This is a genomic window from Yimella radicis, from assembly GCF_054778255.1.
In genome coordinates, this window is sequence record NZ_BAAGZR010000010.1 from 282,344 (window position 1) to 306,040 (window position 23,697).

The following is a 23,697-nucleotide window of genomic DNA, read 5'->3' on the forward strand; positions in this document are numbered from 1 at the left end:
GATCGAGGAGACCAACGACCAGGGCGAGGCCAAGGAGGCCCGCTGCCCGGTGATCCACAGCGCGGCAGCGGACCCCGATCACAACAAGCGGTGGTGACCGAACCGCCTGAACATCAAGATCCTCGCCAAGAACTCCCCGGCTCGTAACCCGCTCGGCGAGGAGTTCGACTACGTCAAGGCGTTCGAGACCCTCGACCTGGCCGAGGTGAAGAAGGACATCGCACACGTGATGACCGACTCCAAGGACTGGTGGCCGGCCGACTTCGGCACCTACGCCCCATTCATGATCCGCATGGCCTGGCACGCCGCCGGCACCTACCGCGTCCAGGACGGCCGTGGCGGTGCTGGCACCGGCCAGCAGCGTTTCGCTCCCCTGAACAGCTGGCCCGACAACGTCAGCCTCGACAAGGCCCGCCGCCTGCTGTGGCCGATCAAGAAGAAGTACGGCAAGTCGCTGTCCTGGGCCGACCTGATGGTCCTCACCGGCAACGTGGCGCTGGAGCAGATGGGCTTCAAGACCTTCGGCTTCGCCGGCGGACGCTTGGACGCGTGGGAGCCGGACGACGACGTGTGCTGGGGTCCGGAGACCGAGTGGCTCGGTGGCGACCACGGTGGAGCGGAGCGTTACAAGGGTGACCGCAAGCTCGACAACCCGCTGGCCGCCGTCCAGATGGGTCTGATCTACGTCAACCCCGAGGGCCCGAAGGCAACCCTGACCCGGTCGCCTCGGCCAAGGACATCCGAGACACCTTCGGTCGCATGGCGATGAACGACGAGGAGACCGTCGCGCTCATCGCCGGTGGCCACACCTTCGGCAAGACCCATGGCGCCGCCGAGGTGGGCGACCACCTCGGCCCCGACACCGAGGCGGCCGGCCTGGAGAACCAGGGCCTGGGTTGGAAGAACAGCTTCGGCACCGGCCACGGCGACGACACGATCACCAGCGGTCTGGAGGTCACTTGGACCTATCACCCGACCCGCTGGGACAACGAGTTCTTCCACATCCTGTACGCCTACGACTGGGAGCTGTTCCACAGCCCGGCCGGTGCGCAGCAGTGGCGTCCGAAGAACGGTGGCGGCGACGACATGGTGCCGATGGCTCACGACCCGTCCAAGCGTCGTGAGCCGCGCATGCTCACCAGTGACCTGGCGCTGCGGTTCGACCCCGAGTACGACAAGATCTCGCGCAAGTTCAAGGACGACCAGGACGCCTTTGCGGACGCCTTCGCCCGCGCGTGGTTCAAGCTGACCCACCGCGACATGGGACCGCGTGAGCGTTACGTCGGCCCGGAGGTTCCGGGCGAGGAACTGCTATGGCAGGACCCGGTTCCGGCCAACGAGCTCGGCACCACCGAGGCGAACATCGCCGCTGCCAAGCAGGCGATCGAGGGCTCCGGCCTGACCGTTCAGCAGCTGGTCAAGACCGCCTGGGCCGCTGCATCCTCCTTCCGAGCGAGCGACAAGCGCGGCGGCGCCAACGGTGGCCGTATCCGCCTGGAGCCGCAGCGCAGCTGGGAGGCCAACGACCCGGCAGAGCTGTCGCAGGTCATCCCGGTGCTGGAGAAGATCGCGTCCGAGAACAACCTGCCGGCGGAGTACGCGCTGCTCGACCGCTCGAACCTGCTCACCCTCACCCCGGGTGAGATGACGGTTCTGCTCGCGGGTCTGCGTGGCATCGGCGCCAACACCGCAGGCTCCAAGGTGGGCGTGCTCACCGACCGCGAGGGTGCGCTGACCAACGACTTCCTAGTCACGCTGCTGGACCTGGAGACCTCCTGGGAGCGCGGCGAGGGCGACCTCTACAACGGCAAGAACGCCACCTCCGGTGCCACCTTCACCGGTAGCCGCGCCGACCTGGTCTTCGGTGCGAACTCCGAGCTGCGCGCCGTCGCCGAGGTGTACGCCTCGGACGGCCATGGATCGCGCCGACTTCCAGCGTGCCGAAGAGGTCCTTCAGATAGGCGGGGACGGTCGCGAAGCCGGCGCCGTAGAAGGAGATGATCACCAGCGCGAAGACGACGAACATCCACGTCGCATTGTGTCCGGTCGAGGCGAGCAGCAGGTACATGACCGCTCCGACACCCAGGTACAACATGTAGATCGGCTTGCGTCCGATGTAGTCCGACAGTGCCGACCAGACGAAGCGCCCGCCCATGTTGGCCAGGCTGAGCATGCCGACGAACCCGGCCGCGACCGCTGCGGTGATCGCCGAGCTGCCGCCGCCCATGATCGCCATTCCGGTCGCCAGGCCCGGGCGGTCGGGGAACCACTTGATCAGCGTCGAGACCGGTGAGATGTAGCCGATGCCCAGACCGATGCCGCCGAGAATGCCGTACCCGAGGTAGAGCAGCCAGAGCTGACCGGTCGCGATGCCGAGCGAGCCCACCAGGAAGCCGGTGAACCAGAAGACGGCGGAAACCAGCATCGCCCGTCGCGGACCGTTGCGCTCGACCCAGCTTCCGCCGATCGCCGCGGACAGACCCAGGCAGACGATCGCGATCGAGAAGACCCACGGTCAGATTCACGACGAGGGCCGCAACGCCCCTCTCCGGCACCACACCGATCGGCGAGGAGAGATGTGCTGTGTAACCGGCGTCCATCTTGCCGCCACCTCGCGTGTCCCATATCCGGGTCGGGGTGGTCGGGTTGTATGCGCCCCCGGCGGGAAAGAAACCCGCCACGTCGACGAGCACACGGGCCGACGCTGCGGTGAAAAAGGGCAATCTTGCCGTCGGAGCCCACTTCGACGATCGCCTGATTGGCGAGCGTGCCGCCCGTGACGTAGTTGAGGTTGGACGCGCCCGGTCGTGGGTCTCCCGAGCGTGCCCGCCGAACTCTGGACCGCGCCGGACCGGCCGCCGCAGGCTCGACGAAACTGTGACCTGAAACGCGGGAGGGCGGGGACCGCCGATCAGTCGCCGACGGTGTGCTTCGCGCGAGTCACGATCTTCGGGTCGGGCGCGAAGACGACGGACTCGTCCTTGTCCTCGTAGTCGAACTGGTGCAGGAAGGCGCGCATCGCGTTGATGCGAGCCCGCTTCTTGTCGTTGCTCTTCACCACGATCCAGGGCGCGTACCGCTTGTCGGTGAGCTCGAAGTTGGCTTCCTTGGCCTTTGTGTAGGCCTCCCACCGGTCGAGGCTCTCCAGGTCCATCGGCGACAGCTTCCACTGACGCACCGGGTCGATCTGGCGCAGCGCGAAGCGGGTGCGCTGCTCGTCCTGGGTCACCGAGAACCACAGCTTGGTGACGGTCGTGCCGCTCTCGACGAGCATCCGCTCGAAGCGGGGCGCCTGGCGCATGAAGACGTCGTACTCCTCGTCGGTGCAGAAGCCCATGACGCGCTCGACACCCGCGCGGTTGTACCAACTGCGGTCGAACATCACGATCTCACCGGCGGTCGGCAGGTGGTTGACGTAGCGCTGGAAGTACCACTGGCCCTGTTCGGTGTTGGACGGCTTGTTGAGCGCGACCACACGGGCGGCACGCGGGTTGAGGTGCTCGACGAAGCGCTTGATCGTGCCGCCCTTGCCGGCGGCGTCGCGGCCTTCGAAGACGATGACATGCTTGGCGCCGACGTCCTGCGTCCAGTACTGGAACTTCAGCAGTTCGACCTGGAGCTTGTACTTCTCCTCCTCGTACACGTCCCGGTCGAGAAGCTCTTCGTACGGGTAGCCCTGGCGCCAGGTCTCGACAGCCTTGCCGTCGGGTGCGATCAGCACCGGGTCTTCCTCGCTCGCGCCGGCGACCGAGTAGCCCTCGATCTTCAGCTTGTCGATGTACTCACGAAGGTTCATGTGCTGCACCATGAGTCCATTCCATCACCCCGGCGACCTTTCGGCGCCTGTTACGGACGAATACCTGAAACCGATTCCGGCGCAGCGCAATTCCCGTGTGACCGGCTATTCGCCGCCGCTCAGGACACGCGCGAGATGTCCGCCCACCGCAGCGAGCCGACGCACTGCCTCCTCGGCCGGGATGTCCAGCAGTACGGCGGCAATGGCCGACTTCGCGTTGCCGTCACAGGCTGCGAGCGCCGCAGCGGCGGTGGCGTCGTCGGTGCCGGTCGTCTCCGTCACGATGCGCAAGGCGCGACGTTGCAGCTTCGCGTTGGTCGCCACTACGTCGACCATGAGCGTGCCGTGCACTTTGCCGAGACGGATCATCGCGATGGTCGAGAGCATGTTGAGCACCAGCTTCTGCGCGGTACCCGCTTTCAATCGCGTCGATCCGGTGACGAACTCGGGACCGGTCAGCACCTCGATGGGAAGGTCGACCGCGTCTGCGACGGCAGTGCCCGCGTTGTTGACGATGCTGACGGTCGCAGCACCGACCTGCTTCGCCGCGGCGGCTGCGCCGAGCACGTAGGGCGTGCGCCCCGATGCGCTGATCACCACCAGCACGTCGCGCTCGCTCACCAGAGCCATGTGCATGTCACGCGCACCCTGGTCGGCGTCGTCCTCAGCGCCCTCGACCGCACGGGTGAGCGCTCGTTCTCCCCCGGCCATGATCGCCAGGACGGTCTCGGGGCCCGCGCCGAACGTGGGCAGGCATTCGGCGGCGTCGAGCACCGCGAGCCGCGCTGGTGTGCCGGCTCCGGCGTACAGCAGCCGTCCACCGGTTTCGAGTCGCTCGACGATGACCTCCAGTGCTGCCGTGATTTGCGGTGCGGCGGCTTCGACGGCCGCGCTGACACCGCGGTCCTGCTCGAGTTGGGCGCCGACGAGGGCAACGTGCTCAGATCCGGCCAGCGTTCGCGTGCGCGACGCATCAGGCCGGGGCTGCCACCTCGTCCGTCGTGCTCACGCAACACCTGTTCGAGACCGGCCCGTCCGATGGCGTAACCGCTTCCGGCGTCACCGAGCAGGTACCCCCAACCGTCGACGCGGCAATAGTGCCCGTCGGCGGCGACCGCGAGCGCGGTGGCGCCGGTACCTGCGGCGAGTACGACTCCTGCGTTCTCGGCCAGCGCGCCGCCATGGGACAGCACGGCGTCACTCGTCACCAACACGGTCGCGCCGGGGTGTTGGCCCTCCAGCCTGTGCAGCAGTTCGACACGCCGGTGTGGCGCACTCGCCATGCCGGCAAGACCGACAGCGACGGCGCCGACATCACCGAGCGAGCACCGTGTCTGCAATCGGTCGAGGGCTTCCTTCGTACTGGCCACAGCCTGGTCGACGCCGTCCGGATCGGCGACGCCCACGGCACCCGGACCCTCCGCCATACCGACGTGAATACCGTTGCGCCAGAGCGCAACCCGGCATCCGGTCTTTCCGAGGTCGAAGGTGAGGACGCCGTTCATCACGTCAAGCCGGTCGCGGACGCCTGGGATACCTGGTCACCTGGAGCATTCGTTCACAACAGCGAGACCGAATCAAGCCGTCCGGGTGAATCGTGCAGCGGTGAAGACCGCCGGCACCCTCAGAACTGGCGCGCCGCCACGTCAACGCGCTCGACGCGCGTCAACGCGTCCGCAGGCCTGCGGCCGATACCGGTGCGGAGGGTGCGCTCATCACTTCCTGGGTCCGGCTGGGCAACACCCTGAACACCCGCCACGCTCGATGTCCTGATCGGCTGTCTCCGACCGTAGGCTCGAACGATGGCTGAGAACTTCGACGAGTACCTCGCACGCACGCTGGACGAACTGCGGGATGAAGCCGGCGGCGAGGTCGAGCAGGTACCGGCGGCGCTCGCCGAGGCCGACCCCGGACTCTTCGGCGCGGCACTGTGCACCACGGACGGCGAGATCCACTCGGCGGGCGATGACGAGCACGAGTTCACCATCCAGTCGGTGTCGAAGGCTTTCGTCTACGCAATTGCGTTGGAGGAGAGCGGAATCGGCGAAGTGTTGCGCGCTGTTGACGTCGAACCGTCCGGCGAGGCGTACAACGTCGTCTCGGTCGAACCCGAGAGCAAGCGTCCGCGCAATCCGATGATCAACGCCGGCGCACTGACCATCCACGGCCTCGTCGCAGGAGCCAAGGCGAAGCCGGAAGAACGGGTCGACCGCATCGTGGAGCGGCTGTCCGCGATGGCCGGACGCAAACTCACGGTCGACGAAGACGCCGCGAAAGACGAACTCGCACAGGCGAATCGGAACCTCGCGATCGCTCACATGCTGCGGGCCGAGGACGTGCTGCCGGACGACCCGTTCGAAGTGGTGACCGGCTACACCCGCCAGTGCTCGATCCTGGTGACCGTTCGCGATCTTGCGACGATGGCGGCGACCCTGGCCAACGGCGGTTACCGGCCCGGCACCGAGGAACAGATCGTGCCCGTCCACGTCGCCCGTCAGGCGATGAGCGTGATGATGACCTGCGGCATGTACGACTCGGCCGGCGACTGGATGTCCGAGATCGGCATTCCTGCCAAGAGCGGTGTCGCCGGTTCGATCGTCGGTGCCCTCCCCGGCCGCGCCGGTCTGGCCACCTATTCACCGCGGCTGGACGCCCACGGCACCAGCGTCCGCGGCCGTGCGGCCTTCGAGCGCCTCAGCGACGAACTCGACCTGCACCTGCTCGACGACCCGCACCGTCAGGACACGCTCTGGCACCGGTTGTCGAAGAAGAAGTAGCCGGCTGAACTCCTCGATCGAGAGCCGGACGAACGCCGGCTCGCCGCGATCCGTGATCACCACCGGACCCCGCACAGCATCCCGCTTGGCCGCACTGACGTCGCGATTGAGCTCGCGTGCGCTCATCGTCGTCATGGCCGAGCCTCCTGTAGGTACGTACCTACCTCAGGGGTGCGTCGACCCTCCCAGCAAGGGACCAGTAAGTCATGCAGGCGCAGGGTAACCTTTGAGGCCACCATCGCTCGCAGTGCTTCCAAGGCGTGCGCCAAGGCCTACGCAGAGAACGCGAGCATCCCCCAGCGACATCTACCAGCACGTCCAATTGACGAGCTGGAAGAAGTGCCGTTCGTTAACCTCGGGCTTTGCGGGCCACATGTCGTACGACTCAAGTCCGAGCGAGCGAACGATCCTGGCCGTGATGCCGGCCCCCCTCCTCCTCCACCTCGCGTACGACGGCATCCTCAGGCGACTCGCCCTCGGCGATCGACACAGCGGGCACCTGCACACCGGTGATCCCGATCGGAAATCGTCACGCGCGAAGGCGAGCAACTTTAGACATTGAAGCGGAACTCCACGGCGTCGCCACGGCTAGGAACGCATGCACGCCTCACCGGGCCAGACCGGTCTCAGGGCTACGGTCCCTCACCGCGCATGGCCGACTCAGCTGCCTCTCCGCTGGTCATCCAGCACCTGTTCCATCTCATCCGAAACCTCGTCCAGGAGGACCTGGAAGCCGGGCTCCTCGAGGGGGAAGTGGCCGCAGCCAGGAAGCATCACGACCCGGGTCTTGCCGTGAAGCCGACCAAGGTAGTCGAGGCTGAGCTCCGGCATAGTCCAACGATCCTCGGCCGGATGCAACAGCACGACCGGTGGTCCTTGGTATTGCTCGGGTGGAATAGCCGGACCTGCATCGAGGAACGAGCGGTACCAGCCCACCGGCATCGCGCCACCACCGCCGCACGGGTCGGTGAGCACTGCATGACTGAGGCCAGGGTCGTTCGAAATCGCAGACATAGGGGTCAGCACGCGGACCGGGATCCGTGGATTCGCCGCTGGCCCCCGGGCGAACTGCAGCAGTGGCAATCCCAGCCGCGCTATCCACGGGGCTCGCACGATGGCGGCAGCGATGCCCGGCCGAGTCGGGTCGAGCAGGCAGGTCGCGATGACCCGCTTGGCAAGTCCGGTCACTGCAGCGGTGTCGACCGCGAGGGCACCACCCATGCTCGCCCCGACGAGGACAAGTGGCCGCTCGTCATGCTCGCGACCCACGAGATCGACGAGCAGCTGCTGCCAGTCGCCATAACTGACGCTGCGGCGTCCACGCCGCACCCGGATCGTTCGCCCGTAACCGGGCAGATCGACCACCGTAACCCGAGCGCCCAGGCGACTCAGGTGTGCAGCGTAGGGCCACATCGCCGCCGCGTTCCCTCCCGCTCCATGGACCAGCAGCATTCGGACCGAAGCCGTCGGGGCACCCACGTGCTCGATGTGCAGGTCCCACGAACCACCCCCGTCCGGCGCATCCCACCTCCACGACGAGGCCACCCGCCGCACTGGTGCAGGGACGAGGCGCACGAAAGGCTCGTACCGGCGGTCCGTGGAGTCAAGTCGGCCAGTCCGTGCCGGTGGCACCTTCGCTCGACCCTTCGAAAGCGCCCCATACATCCCGCAATGTTACGGGAGTGCCCGGTGTCAGGGACTGATGCGCAGGTAGGTGGGTCAGAAGCCTGTATTAGACATTGAACCTGAATTCAACTGCGTTCCGACACGGAGAACCATCAGCGATGACGTTCCCTCATTACGCGCCGAGATGCGCAGCGAGCGCGTCTGCGACCTCGTCCGCAGTCCGCGCAGCCGTATCGAACTCCACGACCTCATCGGACCACGCGGCGTAATCAGCGCGACGGCGCTGCACGTCCGACCAGGTCGGCTCGCCGACGTGGGTGAGTCCGCGATCCCTGCCGCGGAGCCTTCGCTCATGCTCCCGCGCATCGGAGATCGTGAGGTACACGAACTCGATGCGTGCACCTGTTCGCGAGGCCGCCGTCCGCCATGTCTGCCGAGCCTCGTCACTGTCGTTGACCGCATCAACGACGACATCGTGACCGAGCCGCAGATTCTGCTCCGCCATTGCACGCGCCGCCTCGTACGCCGCGACACCTACTTCCCACCCTGCCGGCAGACCGCATGCAAGGAGCGACTCCTCGACGGCGTCGATGGACAGGTGGACCGACCCCGTGCTCGCCGCGATGATCTCGGCCACGCTTGTCTTTCCGACGCCGGGAAGGCCGGAGATCACGATGAGATGCCCGGTCATGCGACATGCAACGGCGTGATCGCGGCAACCTTGTCGCGCAGTGCACGGCGCTCGAGCCGGAGCTCGTAGTTCGACTGCAGATTCATCCAGAGCTCCTCGGACGTTCCGAAGTAGCGCGCCAGACGGATCGCCGTATCAGCGGTGATCCCCCGCTTGCCGTGCACGATCTCGTTGATCCGGCGCGGCGGCACACCGATGGACACGGCAAGCTTGTTCTGCGTGATCCCGAAGCCCTCGATGAAGTCCTCCATCAGGATCTCCCCCGGGTGGATCGGCTCGATCAGGTCGTCCTCAGTGGTAGTCGACGAGTTCGACATTGTCCGCACCTCCATCTCTCCAGACGAAGCAGAGACGCCATTGCGCGTTCACGCGGATGCTGTGCTGCCCGCGTCGGTCACCGACCAGACGCTCCAGGCGGTTACCTGGCGGGACCCTGAGGTCCTCGACATCCTTCGCCGCATGAATCAGCTCGAGCTTCCGCAAGGTCGCCCTCTGCACCGTCCGGTCAACGCGCTTGACGTACTGCTCATGCCAGATGCGCTCGGTGTCCTTGCTGCCGAACGATCTGATCACTCGACCAGTATATAACGGGGTGCGTCATTAACGCTAGACGTTAAACCGGAACTCCACCACGTCGCCGTCCTGCATGACGTAGTCCTTGCCCTCCATGCGGGCCTTGCCCTTCGCCCGGGCCTCGGCGACGGAGCCGGTCTCGACGAGGTCGTCGAAGGAGATGACCTCGGCCTTGATGAAGCCCTTCTGGAAGTCGGTGTGAATGACACCGGCGGCCTGCGGCGCGGTCCAGCCCTTGCGGATGGTCCAGGCGCGGGCCTCCTTCGGACCTGCCGTCAGATAGGTCTGTAGGCCGAGAGTGTTGAAACCTTTGTGCGCCAACTGATCCAGACCCGGTTCCTCGATGCCGACCGATTCCAGCAACTCACGCGCTTCGGCGTCGTCCAGTTCGGCGACCTCGGACTCCAGCTTGGCGTTCAGGAAGATCGCGTCGGCGGGAGCGACGAGTTCCTGCATCTTCGCCTGGAAGTCATCGTCGGTGAGCTGGTCCTCGTCCACGTTGAAGACGTAGATGAACGGCTTGGTGGTCAGCAGACCGAGTTCGCGGACGGCTTCGAGGTCGATCTCGCCCGGGTGCTTGGACAGCGGGTCACCGGTCTCCAGGATCTTCTGGGCGGCGAAGGCGGCGTCCAGGACGGCCTTGTCGGTCTTCTTGCCCTTGACCTCCTTCTCCAGACGCGGCACGGCCTTCTCCAAGGTCTGCAGGTCGGCCAGGATGAGCTCGGTGTTGATCGTCTCCAGGTCGGACGATGGTTCGACCTTGCCGTCGACGTGGTGGACGTCGTCGTCGACGAAGGCGCGCACCACCTGACAGATGGCGTCGGCCTCGCGGATGTTGGCCAGGAACTTGTTGCCCAGCCCCTCACCCACCGAGGCGCCCTTGACGATGCCGGCGATGTCGACGAACGAGACCGTCGCGGGAAGGATCTGCGCGGAACCGAAGATTCCGGCAAGCACCTTCAGCCGCGGGTCGGGCAACGGGACGACACCGACATTGGGCTCGATGGTCGCGAACGGGTAGTTCGCGGCGAGCACATTGTTCTTGGTCAGAGCGTTGAACATGGTGGACTTGCCGACGTTGGGCAGTCCGACGATTCCGATGGTGAGGGCCACGGGACAAGGAGTCTACCGACCGCTCCGCCATGCCCTGCACGTGCACGCACCCAGCACCGCATCCCCGCCCGGTGATGGTCGGGGAGGTTCGGTGATGTTCAGTGATGTTCCTTCCAGCACGCAATGACGTCGGCCGCGATGGAGTAGGCGAACTCCACCCGGCTGCGCTTGAACGGCCCGATCGGATCGTCCATCCCGGTGCTGTCGACGCGAAGGGTGAACGCGTCCCTGGCGAACAGGACGATGCCCGGGTCGGCCTGAGCCGCAGGCAGACCGAAGGCCGCGAGCCCGGTGATCGGGCGGGAGCCGGCGATGCTCGAACGCTGCTGCGCAAGGCTCTGGGTCGCGGCGGTCGGCGACTGGTGGGCCAGCACGGTGAGTACCAGCGGGCCGTCCGCCAGCCGGAAGGTGCACACGAACTGCTCGCCGTCCCAAGTGCTCGTCCCCCGGGGTTTGGACCCGAGTTGCAGATGTCGCTGCAGGCTGTCCTGGATCTCCGGCCCGCACACCATCGAGGCGGCGTCCGGCGCAGCGCCGGACGACGTGCCCCCCGAGCTCTTCGCGACCGCGCTCGGCGGCGTGGCCGCCTGGGTCGACGACGATTGTGCTGAAGAAGCGCATCCGGTGAGCGCGAGCAAAGTCAGTGCGAGTATCGGTGCGCGGCGCATGATTCCCTCCGTCCGGTCACGCACGGTGCGAACTCATCAACCGCGCGTAAACCACGATGTTGTCCTCGTAATGGCCGACCGACCGGTCGAACTTGCCGCCGCAGGTGATCAACCGCAGCCCGGCGTGATCGAGATTTCCGTAGACCTTCAGGGTTGGGAACTCCGCCTTGTGGTACTGCTCCACCCCTTCGACCCGGAACACCGCGACGATGCCATCGGCGCGGGTGACCGACACGGTCTCACCCGGCTTCAACTCACCCAAGCGATAGAAAACGGAAGGTCCGGCTTTCTGCGAGTCGACGTGGCCGACAATGACAGAAGGGCCGATCTCACCGGGTGTCGGCGAGCGGTCGAGCCAGCCGGCGGGCGTCTGCAGGTCAGCGGGTGGAATGGCCACGACACCGTCGGCGTCCAGTCCATAAGAAGTAAGGGGCTCGCGGCTCATCGAGATCGCCGGCGCATCGAGCCGAACCGGCCGCGACCGGCTGATGACCGGACCCTTCGTCGCCTTGGGAGCGGCCGCCCCCGAACCGGACGCGGGCCCCTGCCCGGGGGTGGAAGGCGCCGGCGCGGTGGACGGCTCCCCTTCAGCCGCCGGCAACGATGCGGCGGCCGAAGGGGAACTGGGCGGTGCGGGGGCCCGCAGGGCGTGCACCACCAGCAGCGATCCGACGAGCGCCATGAGTACCGCGACCACCAGGACGAGACTTCTTCCCATCGGCCCGGACAGCTGGGTTCTCATGACTATCTCCGCTCGTCGGATCGCTGTTCGGGGCTCAGTGCTGCTTGCTGAAGCGTCGACGCGTCACCAGCAACGCACCCGCGCCCATGAGCAGCGCTCCGCCACCGGCGTAGTACGCGCCGGTGTCACCCGAACCGCTGGCGGTGCTGCCACCACCGGTCGGCACACCGCCGTCAGGCATGTCGTTCATCTGCGAGCGGTTGAGCTTTCCGCACAGTGCCGGCGATGTGGCGGCCAGCGGCAGGGACGGCACGAGGTCGCTCTTCGCAGCTCGTGCGGCCGCCGGGATCTTCGCCGGGTCGAGCCCGTGGACGACGACCACGGCGGTCCCCTTCTTCAGCGCCTCCACCGACTTGGCGTCGAGGGAGATTGTGCGCTTGTAGGTGTACTCGGAGCCGGTGGGCGCCGCTTTGACGTCGACGCCGGCGGCCGGGCTGGTGTCGCCCTTGACCGAAAGCGTGGTGACGATGCCGCCGTAGTGCGGAGCGCCTTCGGTGGTGCTGACCACGCCGTCACCGTTGCTGTCTGCGGACGTGTCGGGGCACATGCCCATCGCGCCGCCGTGGATGTGCTGAACGTGCGGGTACGGCGCATCCATGAACGTACTTGCCAGGCCCGACACCTTCTGGGTGACCGTGGCCTGGTTGCCCTGCAGCGTGAGCCAGAGCGAGCCGGACGCACCGGACCCGTTCATCGGGGCAAGGTTGGCCTCATAGGTCCAACCCGTGTCGGCCTGAGCTACCGGCAGCACTGTCGCACCCGCCGCGAGTGCGGCGATCGGAGCGAGGAGAAGCATCTTGGAATTCATCGTTCGGCCTTCCTGGAATGCGGCCGACGCGGTGTCGACCGTTCAGACTCGGGAGCCTCGTGCGCGGTGACTGCCGCGGTGCTCGTTCCCGGCCTTGCTCCAGTGATTCGGAGCGGGGTGGGAAACGGATTGGAACAATTTTCCTTCGTCTCGGACGAACCCCGTCTCGATCAGTTGCTCTGCAGCTCTCTGCCCTTCCATTCCGGCAGTCCGAGGGCCGCGAACATCGCCACGGCGAATGACACCGCGATCAGGACGAAGGTCGTGCCGGTGCCGTAGTTATCGTGCACCCACGGCACGAGCAACGGGCCGATGATGGACGCGATCCGGCCGAACGCCGTCGCGCTGCCGCTGCCCGTGGCACGCATCGTCGTCGGGTAGACCTCGGGGGTGACCGCGTAGAGCGCACCCCACGCACCGAGGTTGAAGAACGACAGTAGGCAGCCGGTCAGCAGGATCGCCGACTCCGAACTCGATTGCCCGAACGCGATGGCCGAGGCCGCCGACCCGAGCAAGAAGGTGGCGAGGGTGAACCGGCGTCCGATCTTCTCGATCAGCACTGCAGCAACCGCATAGCCGGGCAACTGGGCGAGCGTGATCCACAGCGTGAACTCGAACGACTTCGCCATCGGGAAACCCTGCGCGACCAGGAAGGTCGGGATCCACAGGAAGGCCCCGTAGTAGGAAAAGTTCACCCCGAACCAGGTGAGCCAAAGCGCGACCGTGCGTCCGGCAAAACGCTTCTCCCACAACGCTTTGATCGACGGTTTCGCAGCGGGCGGCGGTGTCGGTGACGGCACGGGTTCTATCCCGGACGCCTCCTCGAAGCGCCGCACCGACGCTTCCGCCTCGTCGATCCGTCCGGCTTTCTCCAGGAAGCGCACTGATTCCGGCAGTCCCCGGCGGACGTAGATCGCATACAGCGCTGGGACGACACCGAGCACGAGCGCCCAGCGCCAGCCGTTCTCCTGCGGCACGACGTAGTAGCCGATGAGCGCGGCGAGGATCCAGCCGACCGCCCAGAAGGCTTCCAACAACACGACCATGCGCCCCCGGATCCGAGCCGGCGCGTACTCGCTGACCAACGTGGACGCGACCGGCAATTCAGCGCCGAGGCCCAGGCCGATCACGAAGCGGAACACGATGAGCATCCAGAAACCGGTCGACAACGCCGAGAACCCGGTCGCCAGGCCGTAGACGATCAAGGTGAGCGCGAAGACGTTACGCCGGCCGATGCGGTCGGCGAGGTATCCGCCCATCGACGCGCCCACGGCCATGCCGATGAAGCCGACGGACGCGATCCAGGAGATCTCCGCGGTCGACAGGCCCCACTCCTGCTTGATGGCGACCATTAGGAAGGAAATCAGTCCGACGTCCATGGCGTCGAGGGCCCAGCCGATGCCGGAGCCGCCGAGCAACCGTCCGTGCAGTTTGTTGAACGGCAACCGGTCGAGCCGTTGGCTGCGGGTGAGCTCGCCGGCGGCGACGCTCTTGGTGCCCTCAGTGCTGACGGCGCTGGACATGGGTCCTCCTGGGTGCGGGTGCGGTGCGAAATCTATCGCCCCGGTGACTCGCGTGCGGCAGTTCGCCACCTACGGTGCTTGTCGGTGGTCGATGCGAGGCTGAAGTCATGAGTCAGATCGGGTTCTTCGTCCTCGGCATGGTCGTCGGTGTTGCGGTGGCCGCAGCGGTGCTGTGGTCCTGGTTGCGCACGCGGTACGAGGCGCGCGTGGTGGGCGCGACCACCGAGGCCGGGCTGCTGCGCGAGAGGGTGATCGACCTCGAAGCAGCGCTGGGTGAAGACCAGCAGACCGCCCAGGCACTCGCCCCGCTCTCCTCGACGCTCGCCCGGGTGGAGCGCCAGGTGGAGGCGCTCGAACGCGACCGCGCGTCGCAGTACGGCGCCCTCGGTGCACAACTGCGCGCGGTCAACGAAACCACCGGCGCGCTGCATCAGCAGACCGCGGTGCTCGCCGGTGCGCTCAAGTCCTCGAACACCTCCGGGGCCTGGGGTGAGATGCAACTGCGCCGGGTGCTTGAGCATGCCGGTCTGATCAAGCACTGCGACTTCGACGAACAGGTGCGCGCAATCAGTAGGCACGGCAAAGACATTCGTCCGGACGCCGTCGTCCGCCTGCCCGGTGGCAAAGTGCTCGTGGTCGATTCGAAGGCACCGATCCAGCACTTCCTCGCGGCGCAGTCCGGCGAGGTCGACGACACCGAGCGCGAGCGTCTGCTGCGCACCCACAGCACGGCACTTCGTGGACACGTCGACGCGCTGTCGGCCAAGGACTACTGGAGCGGCTTCGCGACGACGCCCGAGGCGGTGCTGTGCTTCGTGCCGTCCGAGGCGATCCTCGCGGCGGCGGTCCGTACCGACCCCGACCTGATCGATCGCGCGATGGGCCGCCGGGTGCTGCTGGTCTCCCCCGCCACCTTGCTGAGTGCCCTGCAGACCACGGCGCTGGTATGGCGTCAGGACGCGCTGGAGTCCAATGCCCAAGAACTGCTCACGATCGGACGCGAGCTGTACGAACGCCTCGGCACCCTGGGCAGGCACACCCATCGCATGGGCGACTCGTTGCGCCGGTCGGTCGAGGCGTACAACGCGATGGTCGGCACTCTCGAAGCACGTGTGTTGGTGTCCGCGCGGCGGATGGAGTCGCTGGGTCTTGCTTCCGAGCCGGTGCCCGACGTGCCGCCGATCGAGCAGGCACCGCGTCCGCTGACCGCCGCTGAACTCATCGACGCGCTCGACGACGAGGTCGGCCGACCGGCCCTCGACTTCGGTGCCCCACCGAGCACGCAGCGCGGCTCCGAATCGGCCTGATTCAGCCGGCGGGCTGCCTGCCGGTTCCGGCTTCCTGCATGCGCCGGCGAGCCGTCGTGGTGCCCGCCCCGACCGGTCGAACCCCGACGGCCTTACCGAGCCCGAACGCCGGCATGTTCGCGTAGACCGTCTCGTGACTGCCGGGCGAGATCTCGTAGGTCTCGTGCCAGATGCCGACCGTGCCGTCGTCGCCGACGCGCCGCATGAACGCGCGCCACGGCTCGAGGTGGGGAGCCTCACGGTCGGAGGCGAAGTCCTGCAGGTGCTGCACGGAGCGCCAGTAGGTCAGCGCGAGCGTGGTACGGCCGAACCACAGGTCGTACGCCATCATCCCCACCTCGGGCCGCTGCGCGAGGTACTTCAGCATCTTCGGCATCGCGGCGAAGACCGGCGCCCACCGATCCGGCCGATGAATCGCGTTGAACCGCATACCGATCAAGAACACGACCGCTGCGTCGACCGGCTGGTTCGTGTATCGGCCGCAGTGGATTCCGCTGCCCGTCCGTGCCATCGTGCACCACCTCTTCGAGTTTCAGAACAACGTTATAAAACAAGGTTATGAGATGATTCGAGGTATGGCAAGACCCCAGGTGTACGACGATGCGCTGCGAACCGGACTGATCGGTGTCGCGACCGAGCAACTGGCCGACGGTGGCGCAGACAGCCTGTCGCTGCGGCGCGTCGCCGGCGCCGCCGGGACCTCGACGAACGCCATCTACACCTTGTTCGGCGGAAAGAACGAACTGATCGAGGCCGCCGTCGTGGACGCCCTCTCCAGCTTCGCCGCAGCCCAGGAGTCCGCACCGCTGAGCGATGATCCACTGGTCGATCTCCGATCGCTGAGCGACGCCTATCGACGATGGGCCATCCGACGCCCTGCCCTCTACGCGGTCATCTTCGGCGGACGTCTGGGCCAACCGGTCGAGACCGGTCGCACGATTCAGGCGGGTGAGCGCGCCCTCGCCCCCTTGGTCGCTCGCGTCGCACGAGCAGTCGACGCCGGCATGCTGCGCCCCGAGGATCCCGAGCTCATCGCTCGCGCCATCTGGGCCGCCGTGCACGGCGCCGTCTCGCTGGAGAGCCAGGGACTGGCTGACGAATCGCTCTACCGCGCGGTCGAGGCCGCCCTGCTGCGCGGTTGGGCGCCGGACCCTCCGCAATAATCGGCGGGTGAACCGAGCCAGTGACGACCAGGTGCGCCAACTGCTGGTGTACCTGTCTGCAGCACTCATCGCCGGCGGCGCCGGATCGCATGAGGTCGAGCGGGATATTCGGGTCATCGCCACTCGACTCGGACACCCGGGCGTCCAGCTGCACGCGCAGCCGGTCGGCGTGGCGCTGTCGCTCGGCCACGGCACACCCGCGACCTATGAGTCCGTCGAGGGTCCGCTGCGTCTCGATCAGTCCGCAGCGGTCGCTGCGATCCAGCAAGGCCTTCTGGCCGGTTCGATGGATCCGGATGAAGCCCTTCTGCGCTTGCGGGGCCTTCGCGCCCAGCCGCACCGACACCCCGTCAGCGGGATGTATTTCGGCGGTCTGTGCGTCGGCGTCGGGCTGGCCCTCATCCTGCAACCGTCCTGGGCAGCGGTCGCGTTCGGAGCACTCATGTCGCCGTTCGTCGCGATGCTCATGCGCGGCACGGGACGTGGGCTGCTACCCGCTGCCCTCCTTCCATGCGTGGCCGCGTTCGGAGTCTCGCTCGTCGCGTTCTGGGCGTACCGACACGGTTACGTGGCAAGTCCATTGCGCACCCTCCTGCCGCCGGTGGCGGTCTTGCTTCCCGGCGCAACGATCGTGACCGGCCTCTCTGAGCTGGTCAATGGTGCGGTCGTCAGCGGAACAGCCCGATTGACTTCGGGCGCAACGCAATTGGTGATGTTTGCAATCGGCATCGTCGGCGCCGCTGCACTGTTGGACGTCGACGCCGGAGCCCTGCAGAACGCCCGCACCGACGACCTCGGCTGGTGGAGCCCGACTCTCGGACTGCTGCTGGTGACCGCCGGGATCTGCTTGCAGGAGTCCGTGCCTCGGACCATCGCGCCCTGGGTGCTGTTGGTGCTCGCCGCGACGATGACCGCTCAGCTGATCACCCAAGCGCTGACGAACACTGCCTGGACCGGTGCCTTCGTGGGCGCGATCGTTGCGAGCGTCACTGCGTGGTCTGTCGCAGTGCTTCGCCGGGGGTTGCCACGCATGGTGCTCTTTCTACCGAGCTTCTGGCTGCTCGTGCCAGGGTCGATCGGCCTGGTCTCGGTCGCTCAACTCGGGCTGGAACCGCAGCTGTCCGGTCCCACCGCAGCTCTCGCGGCCGGCGTGATCCTCGCTGTCGCCCTCGGCCTGGTGATCGGCACGACGCTGGCCCGTTGGGTGCGCCTGGCCTACGTCGCGGCGCAGTCCCGGCGGGTGAGTGCCGCCGCCGGCTGAAGCTTTGGCCAGATGCCTGGGGTGACGAGATCCGCTCGCGTCAGGATGCGAGCAAATCTCGATACCCCGCGCGACTGGCGCCGATGTCAGCTCCGGCGCGGGACGCCTCAGTGCAGCGAGCCGGCGTCGTGGCGCACCTTGTCGGCGTCCGCGCCGTTCTTGGCCTTGAGGTCGCGACGTAGTTCGTTCGGGAGCGAGAACAGCAGGCTCTCCTCGGCGGCCACGATCGGCTTGACGTCCTCGTAACCGCGCTCGGCCAGGTAGGTCAGCACATCGCGCACCAGCACCTCCGGCACCGATGCACCGGAGGTGACGCCGACCGTCGAGACGCCCTCGAGCCACGCTTCGTCGATCTCGTCGGCGTAGTCGACCAGGTACCCGGCCCGGGCGCCGTGCTCGACGGCCACCTCGACCAGGCGCACCGAGTTGGAGGAGTTGCGGCTGCCGACCACAATCATCAGATCGGTGTCGGGCGCCATCTGCTTCACCGCAAGCTGACGGTTCTGCGTGGCGTAACAGATGTCGTCCGAGGGCGGATCCTGCAGCTTGGGGAACTTCTCCCGCAGCCGGCGCACGGTCTCCATCGTCTCGTCGACCGACAGCGTGGTCTGCGACAGCCAGACGACCTTCTCCGGATCGCGCACGGTGACCTCGTCGACGTGGTCAGGGCTCTCCACGAGCGTGATGTGCTCGGGTGCCTCGCCGGACGTGCCGACGACCTCCTCGTGGCCCTCGTGCCCGATGAGCAGGATGTCGAAGTCGTCGGACGCGAACCGCTTGGCCTCGCGGTGCACCTTGGTGACCAGCGGGCAGGTGGCGTCGATCGTCTTCAACGACAGCGCAGCGGCCTCGTCATGCACGACCGGCGCGACTCCGTGGGCGGAGAAGATGACCGTGGCGCCCTCGGGTACTTCCTGGGTCTCGTCGACGAAGATCGCCCCACGCTTCTCCAGCGTGGTCACCACGTGCTTGTTGTGCACGATCTCCTTGCGGACGTACACCGGCGGTCCGTACAGGTCGAGCGCCTTCTCGACGGTGATGACCGCGCGGTCGACACCGGCGCAGTACCCCCGCGGCGCAGCCAGCAGGACGCGCTTGGTGTCGGTGCTCTCGGCGCGGACGGTCTCGGTCGTCGAAGTCATGCTTGCCATGGTAGGTGAGCGAGCGCCGCGTCCCGAATTGCAGCCACCCTGCGATCTGTCTCACATCGCGAGATCTTCCCGACTCCAGGCAACCGTTCACCGCGGTCACGGCGTCGATGGTTATGACGCGGACACGGGGGTGCCGCGCTCACGGGGGTGAAGGGTCCCGCGTATGTCATTCAGGGGAGGACATACGCGGGACCTTTCCATGTGCCCACGTCGGCAAGACGAACGCGGCTTATTCTCGGCAGCGTGACTCCCCTGCCCGAGAAGGCCGCCGACACCACGGCCGACGAGCCATGGCCGCTGCGCCTGCTGAGCATGAAGATCGGCGACTACATCGACAAGATGTCACCGGTCTGGGTCGAGGGGCAGCTGGTGCAGGTCAACCGCCGTCCGGGAGCGCCCACCGTCTTCCTCACCCTGCGCGACACCGACACGGAGTTGTCGATGTCGGTCACCACCCACGTCAACACGCTGAACGCGATGGGGCCGTCCGTGCAGCCGGGCGCTCGCGTGGTGATGCATGCCAAGCCGACCTTCTGGTCGCGCAACGGTTCGCTGCAGTTGGACGCGCGTCAGATCCGCGCCGTGGGCATCGGCGAACTGCTCGCCCGGGTCGAGCGCCTCAAGCAGTTGCTGCGCAGCGAAGGGGTGTTCGATGCGTCCCGCAAGCGGCCGCTGCCGTTCGTCCCCAAGACCGTCGGACTCATCTGCGGACGCAACAGCGCGGCCGAGCGCGACGTCGTCGAGAACGCTCGGCGCCGTTGGCCGGCAACGAGATTCGAGATCCGGCAGGTTGCCGTCCAGGGGTCGTCGACGGTCGAGGAGGTCACCGCCGCGCTGAGCGAGCTCGACGCGCATCCCGACATCGATGTCATCGTGATCGCCCGAGGCGGCGGATCGTTCGAGGATCTGCTGCCGTTCTCCAACGAGACGATGATCCGAGCGATCTCGTCGGCGCGCACCCCCGTGGTCAGCGCCATCGGGCACGACGTGGACAGTCCGTTGCTCGACTTCGTCGCCGACGTCCGCGCGTCCACCCCGACCGACGCGGCGAAGCTGATCGTCCCCGACCTGCAGGAGCAGCTTGCCGGTGTTCGCCGGTTGCGCGAGACGGGTGCACACAGCCTGCACCGGCGCATCTCCCACGAACGCCAGCGGATCGACATGCTGACCAGCCGTCCGGTGCTCGCCGACCCGCAGACGATGGTGCAGGCGCGCCGCGAGGAGATCGTCCGACTGCAGGAACGCGCACGAATTCGGTTGTCGCACAGGCTCGAACGCTCGCACGACAGCGTTACGCACCTGCAGGGGCAACTGCGCGCACTGTCGCCGCAGCAGATCCTTGAGCGCGGGTATGCGGTCGTGCGTCAGGTCGACGGCAGCGTGATCACCGACGTCGCGGACGTCTCAGCGGACGACCTGCTGCGGGTCACCGTGGCGCGCGGCGACTTCGCCGTCCGTCCCGTCGCGGAGCCCGCGTCGTAGGCTGGCACGCATGCCCAAGCAGCAACCGAAGACCGAAGCAGCCGCCGCCGGCGACGAGTTCGCCGACGTGAAGGAACTCGGTTACGAAGAGGCGCGGGACGAGCTGGCCCGCATCGTCTCGACGTTGGAGGCCGGCTCGGTGTCGCTCGAGGAGTCGATGCGGCTGTGGGAGCGCGGCGAGGCCTTGGCCAAGCACTGCCACACCTGGCTGGACGACGCGCAGGAGCGGGTGCAGCGGCTCACCGGCGACGAACCCGCCGACGACTGACCTCGCTACATCCGTAGTAGACGAAACCGGTTGCTACCAGGACCGATTGCCGAGTGCGAACCTCAGGACGTCTTGGCCGGCTTCAACAGCGAGGCGAACTTCTGCAGCTCGGACCACTCGCCACGACCGGTCACGATCGTCGAGAGGCCGTTCAACGGATCCTTGCGCACCAGCGACGACTGCTTGTTGCTCGAGCGGTACAGCTTGGTCCACTCGGCACCATCGACCTGCACCGTGCCTTGCGGTTTGGCGTAGTTGGTCTGGTGTTTCACCCACATCTCGGTGGGTTCGGCCGTCTGCTGGACGGCGATGTACTTGCTGTCGGGCAGGTCGTAGCCGGCCTGCCAGGTCGGTGGCTGGTTCTGGAAACGGATGACCCGGACGTTGGCAGGGATCCACCCCTTCGGCGCCGGCTGCGGGTAGGACACCTGCCACTTCAGCGAGATGTTGGTCTCGCGCGCGATGGCGGCGACGTCGACGCCCTCGCGATCGATCTTGTTCACCCGGGGGATCAGCGCGTTCCAACCGATGACGCCGAGCATGACGACGAGCATCGAGATGATCATGCTCTTTGCGTTACCGCGCATACCCCGTCGCTTCGGTGCCGGCTGCGTGCCGGGGTCCTGCGGGTGCTGCTGCGTGGCGGTTTCGTCGACGGTCACGCCGTCCATCGTCCCTCATCGCGGGCGTGACCGCGCCATCGACTACCCGGATCGGACGGTGGCGCACGCCACATGGCCGATAGGCTCAGCCCAAGCCCCACGCCCGTTCGAAGGAGACCCATGTCCGAACAGCCGTCGATCTCGATCAAACCCGACCGCAACCTCGCGCTCGAACTGGTGCGTGTCACCGAGGCCGCCGCAATGGCCGGCGCACGATTCGTGGGCCGTGGCGACAAGAACACCGCCGACGGCGCTGCCGTCGCAGCCATGCGCGAACTGATCTCCACCGTCGCGATGAACGGCGTGGTCGTGATCGGTGAGGGCGAGAAGGACAACGCGCCGATGCTGTTCAACGGCGAGCGTGTCGGTGACGGCACCGGCCCGGAGGTCGACGTCGCGGTCGACCCGATCGACGGCACCACCCTCACCGCGAAGGGCATGAACAACGCGGTGTCGGTCATGGCGGTCTCCGAGCGCGGTTCGATGTACGACCCCAGCGCGGTCTTCTACATGGACAAGCTCGCGGCGGGCCCGGAGGCGGCCGACGTCGTCGACATCCGCTTGCCGGTCGCCGAGAACATCCGACGGGTCGCCAAGGCCAAGGGAATGAACCGTTCCGACGTCACCGTCGTGATGCTCGACCGCCCGCGCCACGAGGAGCTCGGTCGCCAGGTGCGCGACGCCGGCGCCCGCATCCGCTACATCAGCGACGGCGACGTCGCCGGCTCGATCATGGCCGCCCGCGAGGGCACCGGTATCGACCTGCTGCTCGGTATCGGTGGCACCCCCGAGGGCATCATCAGCGCGTGCGCGATGCGCTGCATGGGTGGCGTCATCCAGGGTCGCCTGTGGCCCGTCGACGACGACGAGAAGCAGCGCGCGATCGATGCCGGTCACGACATCGACGCGGTGCTGTCGACCAACGAACTGGTCAAGAGCGACAACTGCTTCTTCGTCGCCACCGGCATCACCGACGGCGAACTGCTCAAGGGCGTCCACTACGAAGGTGGCGGCGCCACCACGCAGTCGCTGGTGATGCGTTCCACCAGTGGCACCATCCGGATGGTCGAGGCCCGGCACATCGCGGCCAAGGTCGACGACTACCGCTGAGCGGAATCTTGATCATGCGGACGTTGGTGGTCGGTGAGGCGCTTGTGGACGTCGTGCGCCCGGTGAACGGCGAGGTCGCCGAGCATGTCGGTGGGTCGCCGCTTAACGTCGCCATAGGGCTGGCCCGGCTCGGGCACCCGGCACAACTGGCCACGTTCATCGGGGACGACGACCGCGGCGCCGCGATCCGCGCGCACCTCGCCGCGGACGACGTCCAGTTGGTGGCCGGCAGCGACGGTGCCGAACGTACGGCCACCGCGGAGGCCGTCCTCGACGAGACGGGTGCGGCGACGTACACGTTCGACATCGACTGGCAGGTGCCGTACGAGCTTCCCGCGGCCGAGCACCTGCACACCGGATCCATCGCGGCCGTACTGCAACCGGGCGCGTCCGCCATCCGCGAGGCGTGTTTCACCCAACGCGCCCACGGCACCATTTCCTACGACCCGAACTGCCGTCCGCAGCTGATGGGTGAGCCGGGCGACGCGCGGTCCGACATCGAGCAGTTGGTCGGGCTCTGCGACGTGGTCAAGGCCAGTGACGAGGATGTGCGCTGGTTGTACGGCGAGGTACCGGTCGAGCAGATCGCGCGCCTGTGGGCGCAGCTCGGTCCGGCCTTGGTCGTCGTGACGCGGGGGTCCGACGGTGCGGTCGCCTGCCTGCCGTCCGCCGGCTCCGACGATGCGGTGAAAACCGTTGCCGGCCAATCGGTTTCGGTGACCGACACCGTCGGTGCGGGCGACTCGTTCATGTCCGGGCTATTGAGCGGCCTGTCGGACGCCGGCTTCCTGGGCAGCCTCGCAGCACGGTCCCGGTTTCAGAAAGCCGGCTGGGACGACGTCCTGCCCGCACTCGAACGTGCAGTCGCGGCGGCATCGATCACGGTGTCCCGTGCCGGAGCCAACCCGCCGACCCGAGCAGACCTCGCAATCGACTGAAATCCGCGTGAGTTTGTGCCCTTCGCCGGGCCCGGCGA

At 67.0% G+C, this 23,697-nt stretch carries 22 protein-coding genes and 3 pseudogenes; 9 read left to right on the top strand and 16 right to left on the bottom strand.

Annotated elements, in window-relative coordinates; translation table 11 throughout:
• Position 1: 1 nt before the first annotated feature.
• Positions 2-2,001, top strand: a pseudogene (gene katG / locus ACYU8W_RS10805) (catalase/peroxidase HPI).
• On the opposite strand, the pseudogene ACYU8W_RS10810 reads toward katG, so the two are convergent.
• The 4 genes and pseudogenes from ACYU8W_RS10810 to ACYU8W_RS10825 form a co-directional block, all read right to left on the bottom strand.
• Positions 1,910-2,509 (bottom strand): annotated as a pseudogene (locus ACYU8W_RS10810) (MFS transporter); the annotation flags it as partial. The pseudogenes katG and ACYU8W_RS10810 sit on opposite strands and share 92 nt — an antisense overlap.
• Positions 2,510-2,911: 402 nt before the next feature.
• Positions 2,912-3,796: a polyphosphate kinase 2 gene (gene ppk2, locus ACYU8W_RS10815; protein ID WP_239702291.1), complete on the bottom strand. Its 885-nt coding sequence runs from the start codon at positions 3,794-3,796 to the stop codon at positions 2,912-2,914.
• Between the two features lie 105 nt (positions 3,797-3,901).
• Entirely contained in the window at positions 3,902-4,750 is an 849-nt protein-coding gene (gene murQ / locus ACYU8W_RS10820; RefSeq protein WP_499469092.1) for an N-acetylmuramic acid 6-phosphate etherase, read from the bottom strand.
• Positions 4,751-4,845: 95 nt separating this feature from the next.
• Positions 4,846-5,301: pseudogene (locus ACYU8W_RS10825) on the bottom strand (hypothetical protein); the annotation flags it as partial.
• Positions 5,302-5,598: 297 nt separating this feature from the next.
• On the opposite strand from ACYU8W_RS10825, the gene glsA reads away from it, so the two are divergent.
• Positions 5,599-6,573 (top strand): glutaminase A, encoded by a 975-nt coding sequence (gene glsA / locus ACYU8W_RS10830; RefSeq protein WP_499468996.1) that lies wholly within the window; start codon positions 5,599-5,601, stop codon positions 6,571-6,573.
• A 660-nt stretch (positions 6,574-7,233) separates the two neighbouring features.
• Here the strand turns inward: glsA and ACYU8W_RS10835 are convergent.
• The 9 genes from ACYU8W_RS10835 to ACYU8W_RS10875 all read right to left on the bottom strand — a co-directional run bounded on the left by ACYU8W_RS10835 (position 7,234) and on the right by ACYU8W_RS10875 (position 14,317).
• Positions 7,234-8,238, bottom strand: coding sequence for an alpha/beta hydrolase (locus ACYU8W_RS10835; protein ID WP_499468998.1), 1,005 nt, complete (start codon positions 8,236-8,238; stop codon positions 7,234-7,236).
• Between the two features lie 133 nt (positions 8,239-8,371).
• A complete protein-coding gene (locus tag ACYU8W_RS10840) occupies positions 8,372-8,890 on the bottom strand; it encodes a P-loop nucleotide/nucleoside kinase family protein (protein ID WP_499469000.1) in 519 nt (172 codons plus the stop codon).
• Positions 8,887-9,207 carry a HigA family addiction module antitoxin gene (locus tag ACYU8W_RS10845; RefSeq protein ID WP_099195592.1) on the bottom strand — a complete coding sequence of 107 codons (321 nt, stop codon included), beginning with the start codon at positions 9,205-9,207 and terminating at the stop codon, positions 8,887-8,889. Before ACYU8W_RS10845 ends, ACYU8W_RS10840 begins: the two co-directional genes overlap by 4 nt.
• On the bottom strand, positions 9,182-9,463 hold the full coding sequence (locus tag ACYU8W_RS10850) for a type II toxin-antitoxin system RelE/ParE family toxin (protein WP_094450848.1): 282 nt from the start codon (positions 9,461-9,463) through the stop codon (positions 9,182-9,184). The genes ACYU8W_RS10845 and ACYU8W_RS10850 overlap by 26 nt, the downstream gene beginning before the upstream one ends.
• Before the next feature lie 33 nt (positions 9,464-9,496).
• On the bottom strand, positions 9,497-10,576 hold the full coding sequence (gene ychF, locus ACYU8W_RS10855) for a redox-regulated ATPase YchF (protein ID WP_499469003.1): 1,080 nt from the start codon (positions 10,574-10,576) through the stop codon (positions 9,497-9,499).
• A 98-nt stretch (positions 10,577-10,674) separates the two neighbouring features.
• On the bottom strand, positions 10,675-11,244 hold the full coding sequence (locus ACYU8W_RS10860) for a hypothetical protein (RefSeq protein ID WP_499469005.1): 570 nt from the start codon (positions 11,242-11,244) through the stop codon (positions 10,675-10,677).
• Positions 11,245-11,260: 16 nt separating this feature from the next.
• Positions 11,261-11,986, bottom strand: a complete 726-nt coding sequence (locus ACYU8W_RS10865) for a class F sortase (protein WP_499469006.1) — start codon at positions 11,984-11,986, stop codon at positions 11,261-11,263.
• Positions 11,987-12,020: 34 nt separating this feature from the next.
• Positions 12,021-12,794 carry a CHRD domain-containing protein gene (locus ACYU8W_RS10870; RefSeq protein ID WP_499469008.1) on the bottom strand — a complete coding sequence of 258 codons (774 nt, stop codon included), beginning with the start codon at positions 12,792-12,794 and terminating at the stop codon, positions 12,021-12,023.
• A 170-nt stretch (positions 12,795-12,964) separates the two neighbouring features.
• Positions 12,965-14,317: an MFS transporter gene (locus ACYU8W_RS10875; protein ID WP_499469010.1), complete on the bottom strand. Its 1,353-nt coding sequence runs from the start codon at positions 14,315-14,317 to the stop codon at positions 12,965-12,967.
• A gap of 107 nt (positions 14,318-14,424) precedes the next feature.
• Here ACYU8W_RS10875 and ACYU8W_RS10880 point away from each other — a divergent pair, with 107 nt between their 5' ends.
• Positions 14,425-15,624, top strand: coding sequence for a DNA recombination protein RmuC (locus ACYU8W_RS10880; RefSeq protein ID WP_499469012.1), 1,200 nt, complete (start codon positions 14,425-14,427; stop codon positions 15,622-15,624).
• A 1-nt stretch (position 15,625) separates the two neighbouring features.
• On the opposite strand, the gene ACYU8W_RS10885 is transcribed toward ACYU8W_RS10880, so the two are convergent.
• Positions 15,626-16,135 (bottom strand): DUF4188 domain-containing protein, encoded by a 510-nt coding sequence (locus ACYU8W_RS10885; RefSeq protein WP_499469014.1) that lies wholly within the window; start codon positions 16,133-16,135, stop codon positions 15,626-15,628.
• A 64-nt stretch (positions 16,136-16,199) separates the two neighbouring features.
• Between ACYU8W_RS10885 and ACYU8W_RS10890 the strand changes: the two genes are divergently transcribed.
• Positions 16,200-16,787: a TetR/AcrR family transcriptional regulator gene (locus ACYU8W_RS10890; protein WP_499469016.1), complete on the top strand. Its 588-nt coding sequence runs from the start codon at positions 16,200-16,202 to the stop codon at positions 16,785-16,787.
• Between the two features lie 7 nt (positions 16,788-16,794).
• Entirely contained in the window at positions 16,795-18,048 is a 1,254-nt protein-coding gene (locus ACYU8W_RS10895; RefSeq protein WP_499469018.1) for a threonine/serine exporter family protein, read from the top strand.
• Positions 18,049-18,155: 107 nt separating this feature from the next.
• Here ACYU8W_RS10895 and ACYU8W_RS10900 read toward each other — a convergent pair whose 3' ends face one another.
• Positions 18,156-19,190 (bottom strand): 4-hydroxy-3-methylbut-2-enyl diphosphate reductase, encoded by a 1,035-nt coding sequence (locus tag ACYU8W_RS10900; protein WP_499469020.1) that lies wholly within the window; start codon positions 19,188-19,190, stop codon positions 18,156-18,158.
• A 252-nt stretch (positions 19,191-19,442) separates the two neighbouring features.
• On the opposite strand from ACYU8W_RS10900, the gene xseA reads away from it, so the two are divergent.
• Together xseA and ACYU8W_RS10910 are read left to right on the top strand one after the other, a co-directional pair.
• Positions 19,443-20,681, top strand: coding sequence for an exodeoxyribonuclease VII large subunit (gene xseA, locus ACYU8W_RS10905; protein WP_499469022.1), 1,239 nt, complete (start codon positions 19,443-19,445; stop codon positions 20,679-20,681).
• Positions 20,682-20,691: 10 nt separating this feature from the next.
• On the top strand, positions 20,692-20,949 hold the full coding sequence (locus ACYU8W_RS10910) for an exodeoxyribonuclease VII small subunit (protein ID WP_129626160.1): 258 nt from the start codon (positions 20,692-20,694) through the stop codon (positions 20,947-20,949).
• Between the two features lie 62 nt (positions 20,950-21,011).
• On the opposite strand, the gene ACYU8W_RS10915 is transcribed toward ACYU8W_RS10910, so the two are convergent.
• Complete coding sequence (locus ACYU8W_RS10915) at positions 21,012-21,611, bottom strand: DUF4245 domain-containing protein (RefSeq protein WP_499469024.1); 600 nt, start codon at positions 21,609-21,611, stop codon at positions 21,012-21,014.
• A gap of 120 nt (positions 21,612-21,731) precedes the next feature.
• Between ACYU8W_RS10915 and glpX the strand changes: the two genes are divergently transcribed.
• The gene (gene glpX / locus ACYU8W_RS10920) at positions 21,732-22,721 is read left to right on the top strand and encodes a class II fructose-bisphosphatase (protein ID WP_129626156.1); all 990 of its coding nucleotides are present in this window, start codon (positions 21,732-21,734) and stop codon (positions 22,719-22,721) included.
• 14 nt (positions 22,722-22,735) lie between these two features.
• Positions 22,736-23,659 (top strand): carbohydrate kinase family protein, encoded by a 924-nt coding sequence (locus ACYU8W_RS10925; protein ID WP_499469026.1) that lies wholly within the window; start codon positions 22,736-22,738, stop codon positions 23,657-23,659.
• Positions 23,660-23,697: the final 38 nt, after the last annotated feature.

Coding starts and splice junctions, on each gene's coding strand:
- ppk2 (WP_239702291.1), bottom strand. CDS start 3,796: ATGAACCTTCGTGAGTACATCGACAAGCTGAAGATCGAGGGCTACTCG.
- glsA (WP_499468996.1), top strand. CDS start 5,599: ATGGCTGAGAACTTCGACGAGTACCTCGCACGCACGCTGGACGAACTG.
- ACYU8W_RS10835 (WP_499468998.1), bottom strand. CDS start 8,238: ATGTATGGGGCGCTTTCGAAGGGTCGAGCGAAGGTGCCACCGGCACGG.
- ACYU8W_RS10840 (WP_499469000.1), bottom strand. CDS start 8,890: ATGACCGGGCATCTCATCGTGATCTCCGGCCTTCCCGGCGTCGGAAAG.
- ACYU8W_RS10845 (WP_099195592.1), bottom strand. CDS start 9,207: ATGTCGAACTCGTCGACTACCACTGAGGACGACCTGATCGAGCCGATC.
- ACYU8W_RS10860 (WP_499469005.1), bottom strand. CDS start 11,244: ATGCGCCGCGCACCGATACTCGCACTGACTTTGCTCGCGCTCACCGGA.
- ACYU8W_RS10865 (WP_499469006.1), bottom strand. CDS start 11,986: ATGAGAACCCAGCTGTCCGGGCCGATGGGAAGAAGTCTCGTCCTGGTG.
- ACYU8W_RS10870 (WP_499469008.1), bottom strand. CDS start 12,794: ATGAATTCCAAGATGCTTCTCCTCGCTCCGATCGCCGCACTCGCGGCG.
- ACYU8W_RS10875 (WP_499469010.1), bottom strand. CDS start 14,317: ATGTCCAGCGCCGTCAGCACTGAGGGCACCAAGAGCGTCGCCGCCGGC.
- ACYU8W_RS10880 (WP_499469012.1), top strand. CDS start 14,425: ATGAGTCAGATCGGGTTCTTCGTCCTCGGCATGGTCGTCGGTGTTGCG.
- ACYU8W_RS10885 (WP_499469014.1), bottom strand. CDS start 16,135: ATGGCACGGACGGGCAGCGGAATCCACTGCGGCCGATACACGAACCAG.
- ACYU8W_RS10890 (WP_499469016.1), top strand. CDS start 16,200: ATGGCAAGACCCCAGGTGTACGACGATGCGCTGCGAACCGGACTGATC.
- ACYU8W_RS10900 (WP_499469020.1), bottom strand. CDS start 19,190: ATGACTTCGACGACCGAGACCGTCCGCGCCGAGAGCACCGACACCAAG.
- ACYU8W_RS10910 (WP_129626160.1), top strand. CDS start 20,692: ATGCCCAAGCAGCAACCGAAGACCGAAGCAGCCGCCGCCGGCGACGAG.
- glpX (WP_129626156.1), top strand. CDS start 21,732: ATGTCCGAACAGCCGTCGATCTCGATCAAACCCGACCGCAACCTCGCG.
- ACYU8W_RS10925 (WP_499469026.1), top strand. CDS start 22,736: ATGCGGACGTTGGTGGTCGGTGAGGCGCTTGTGGACGTCGTGCGCCCG.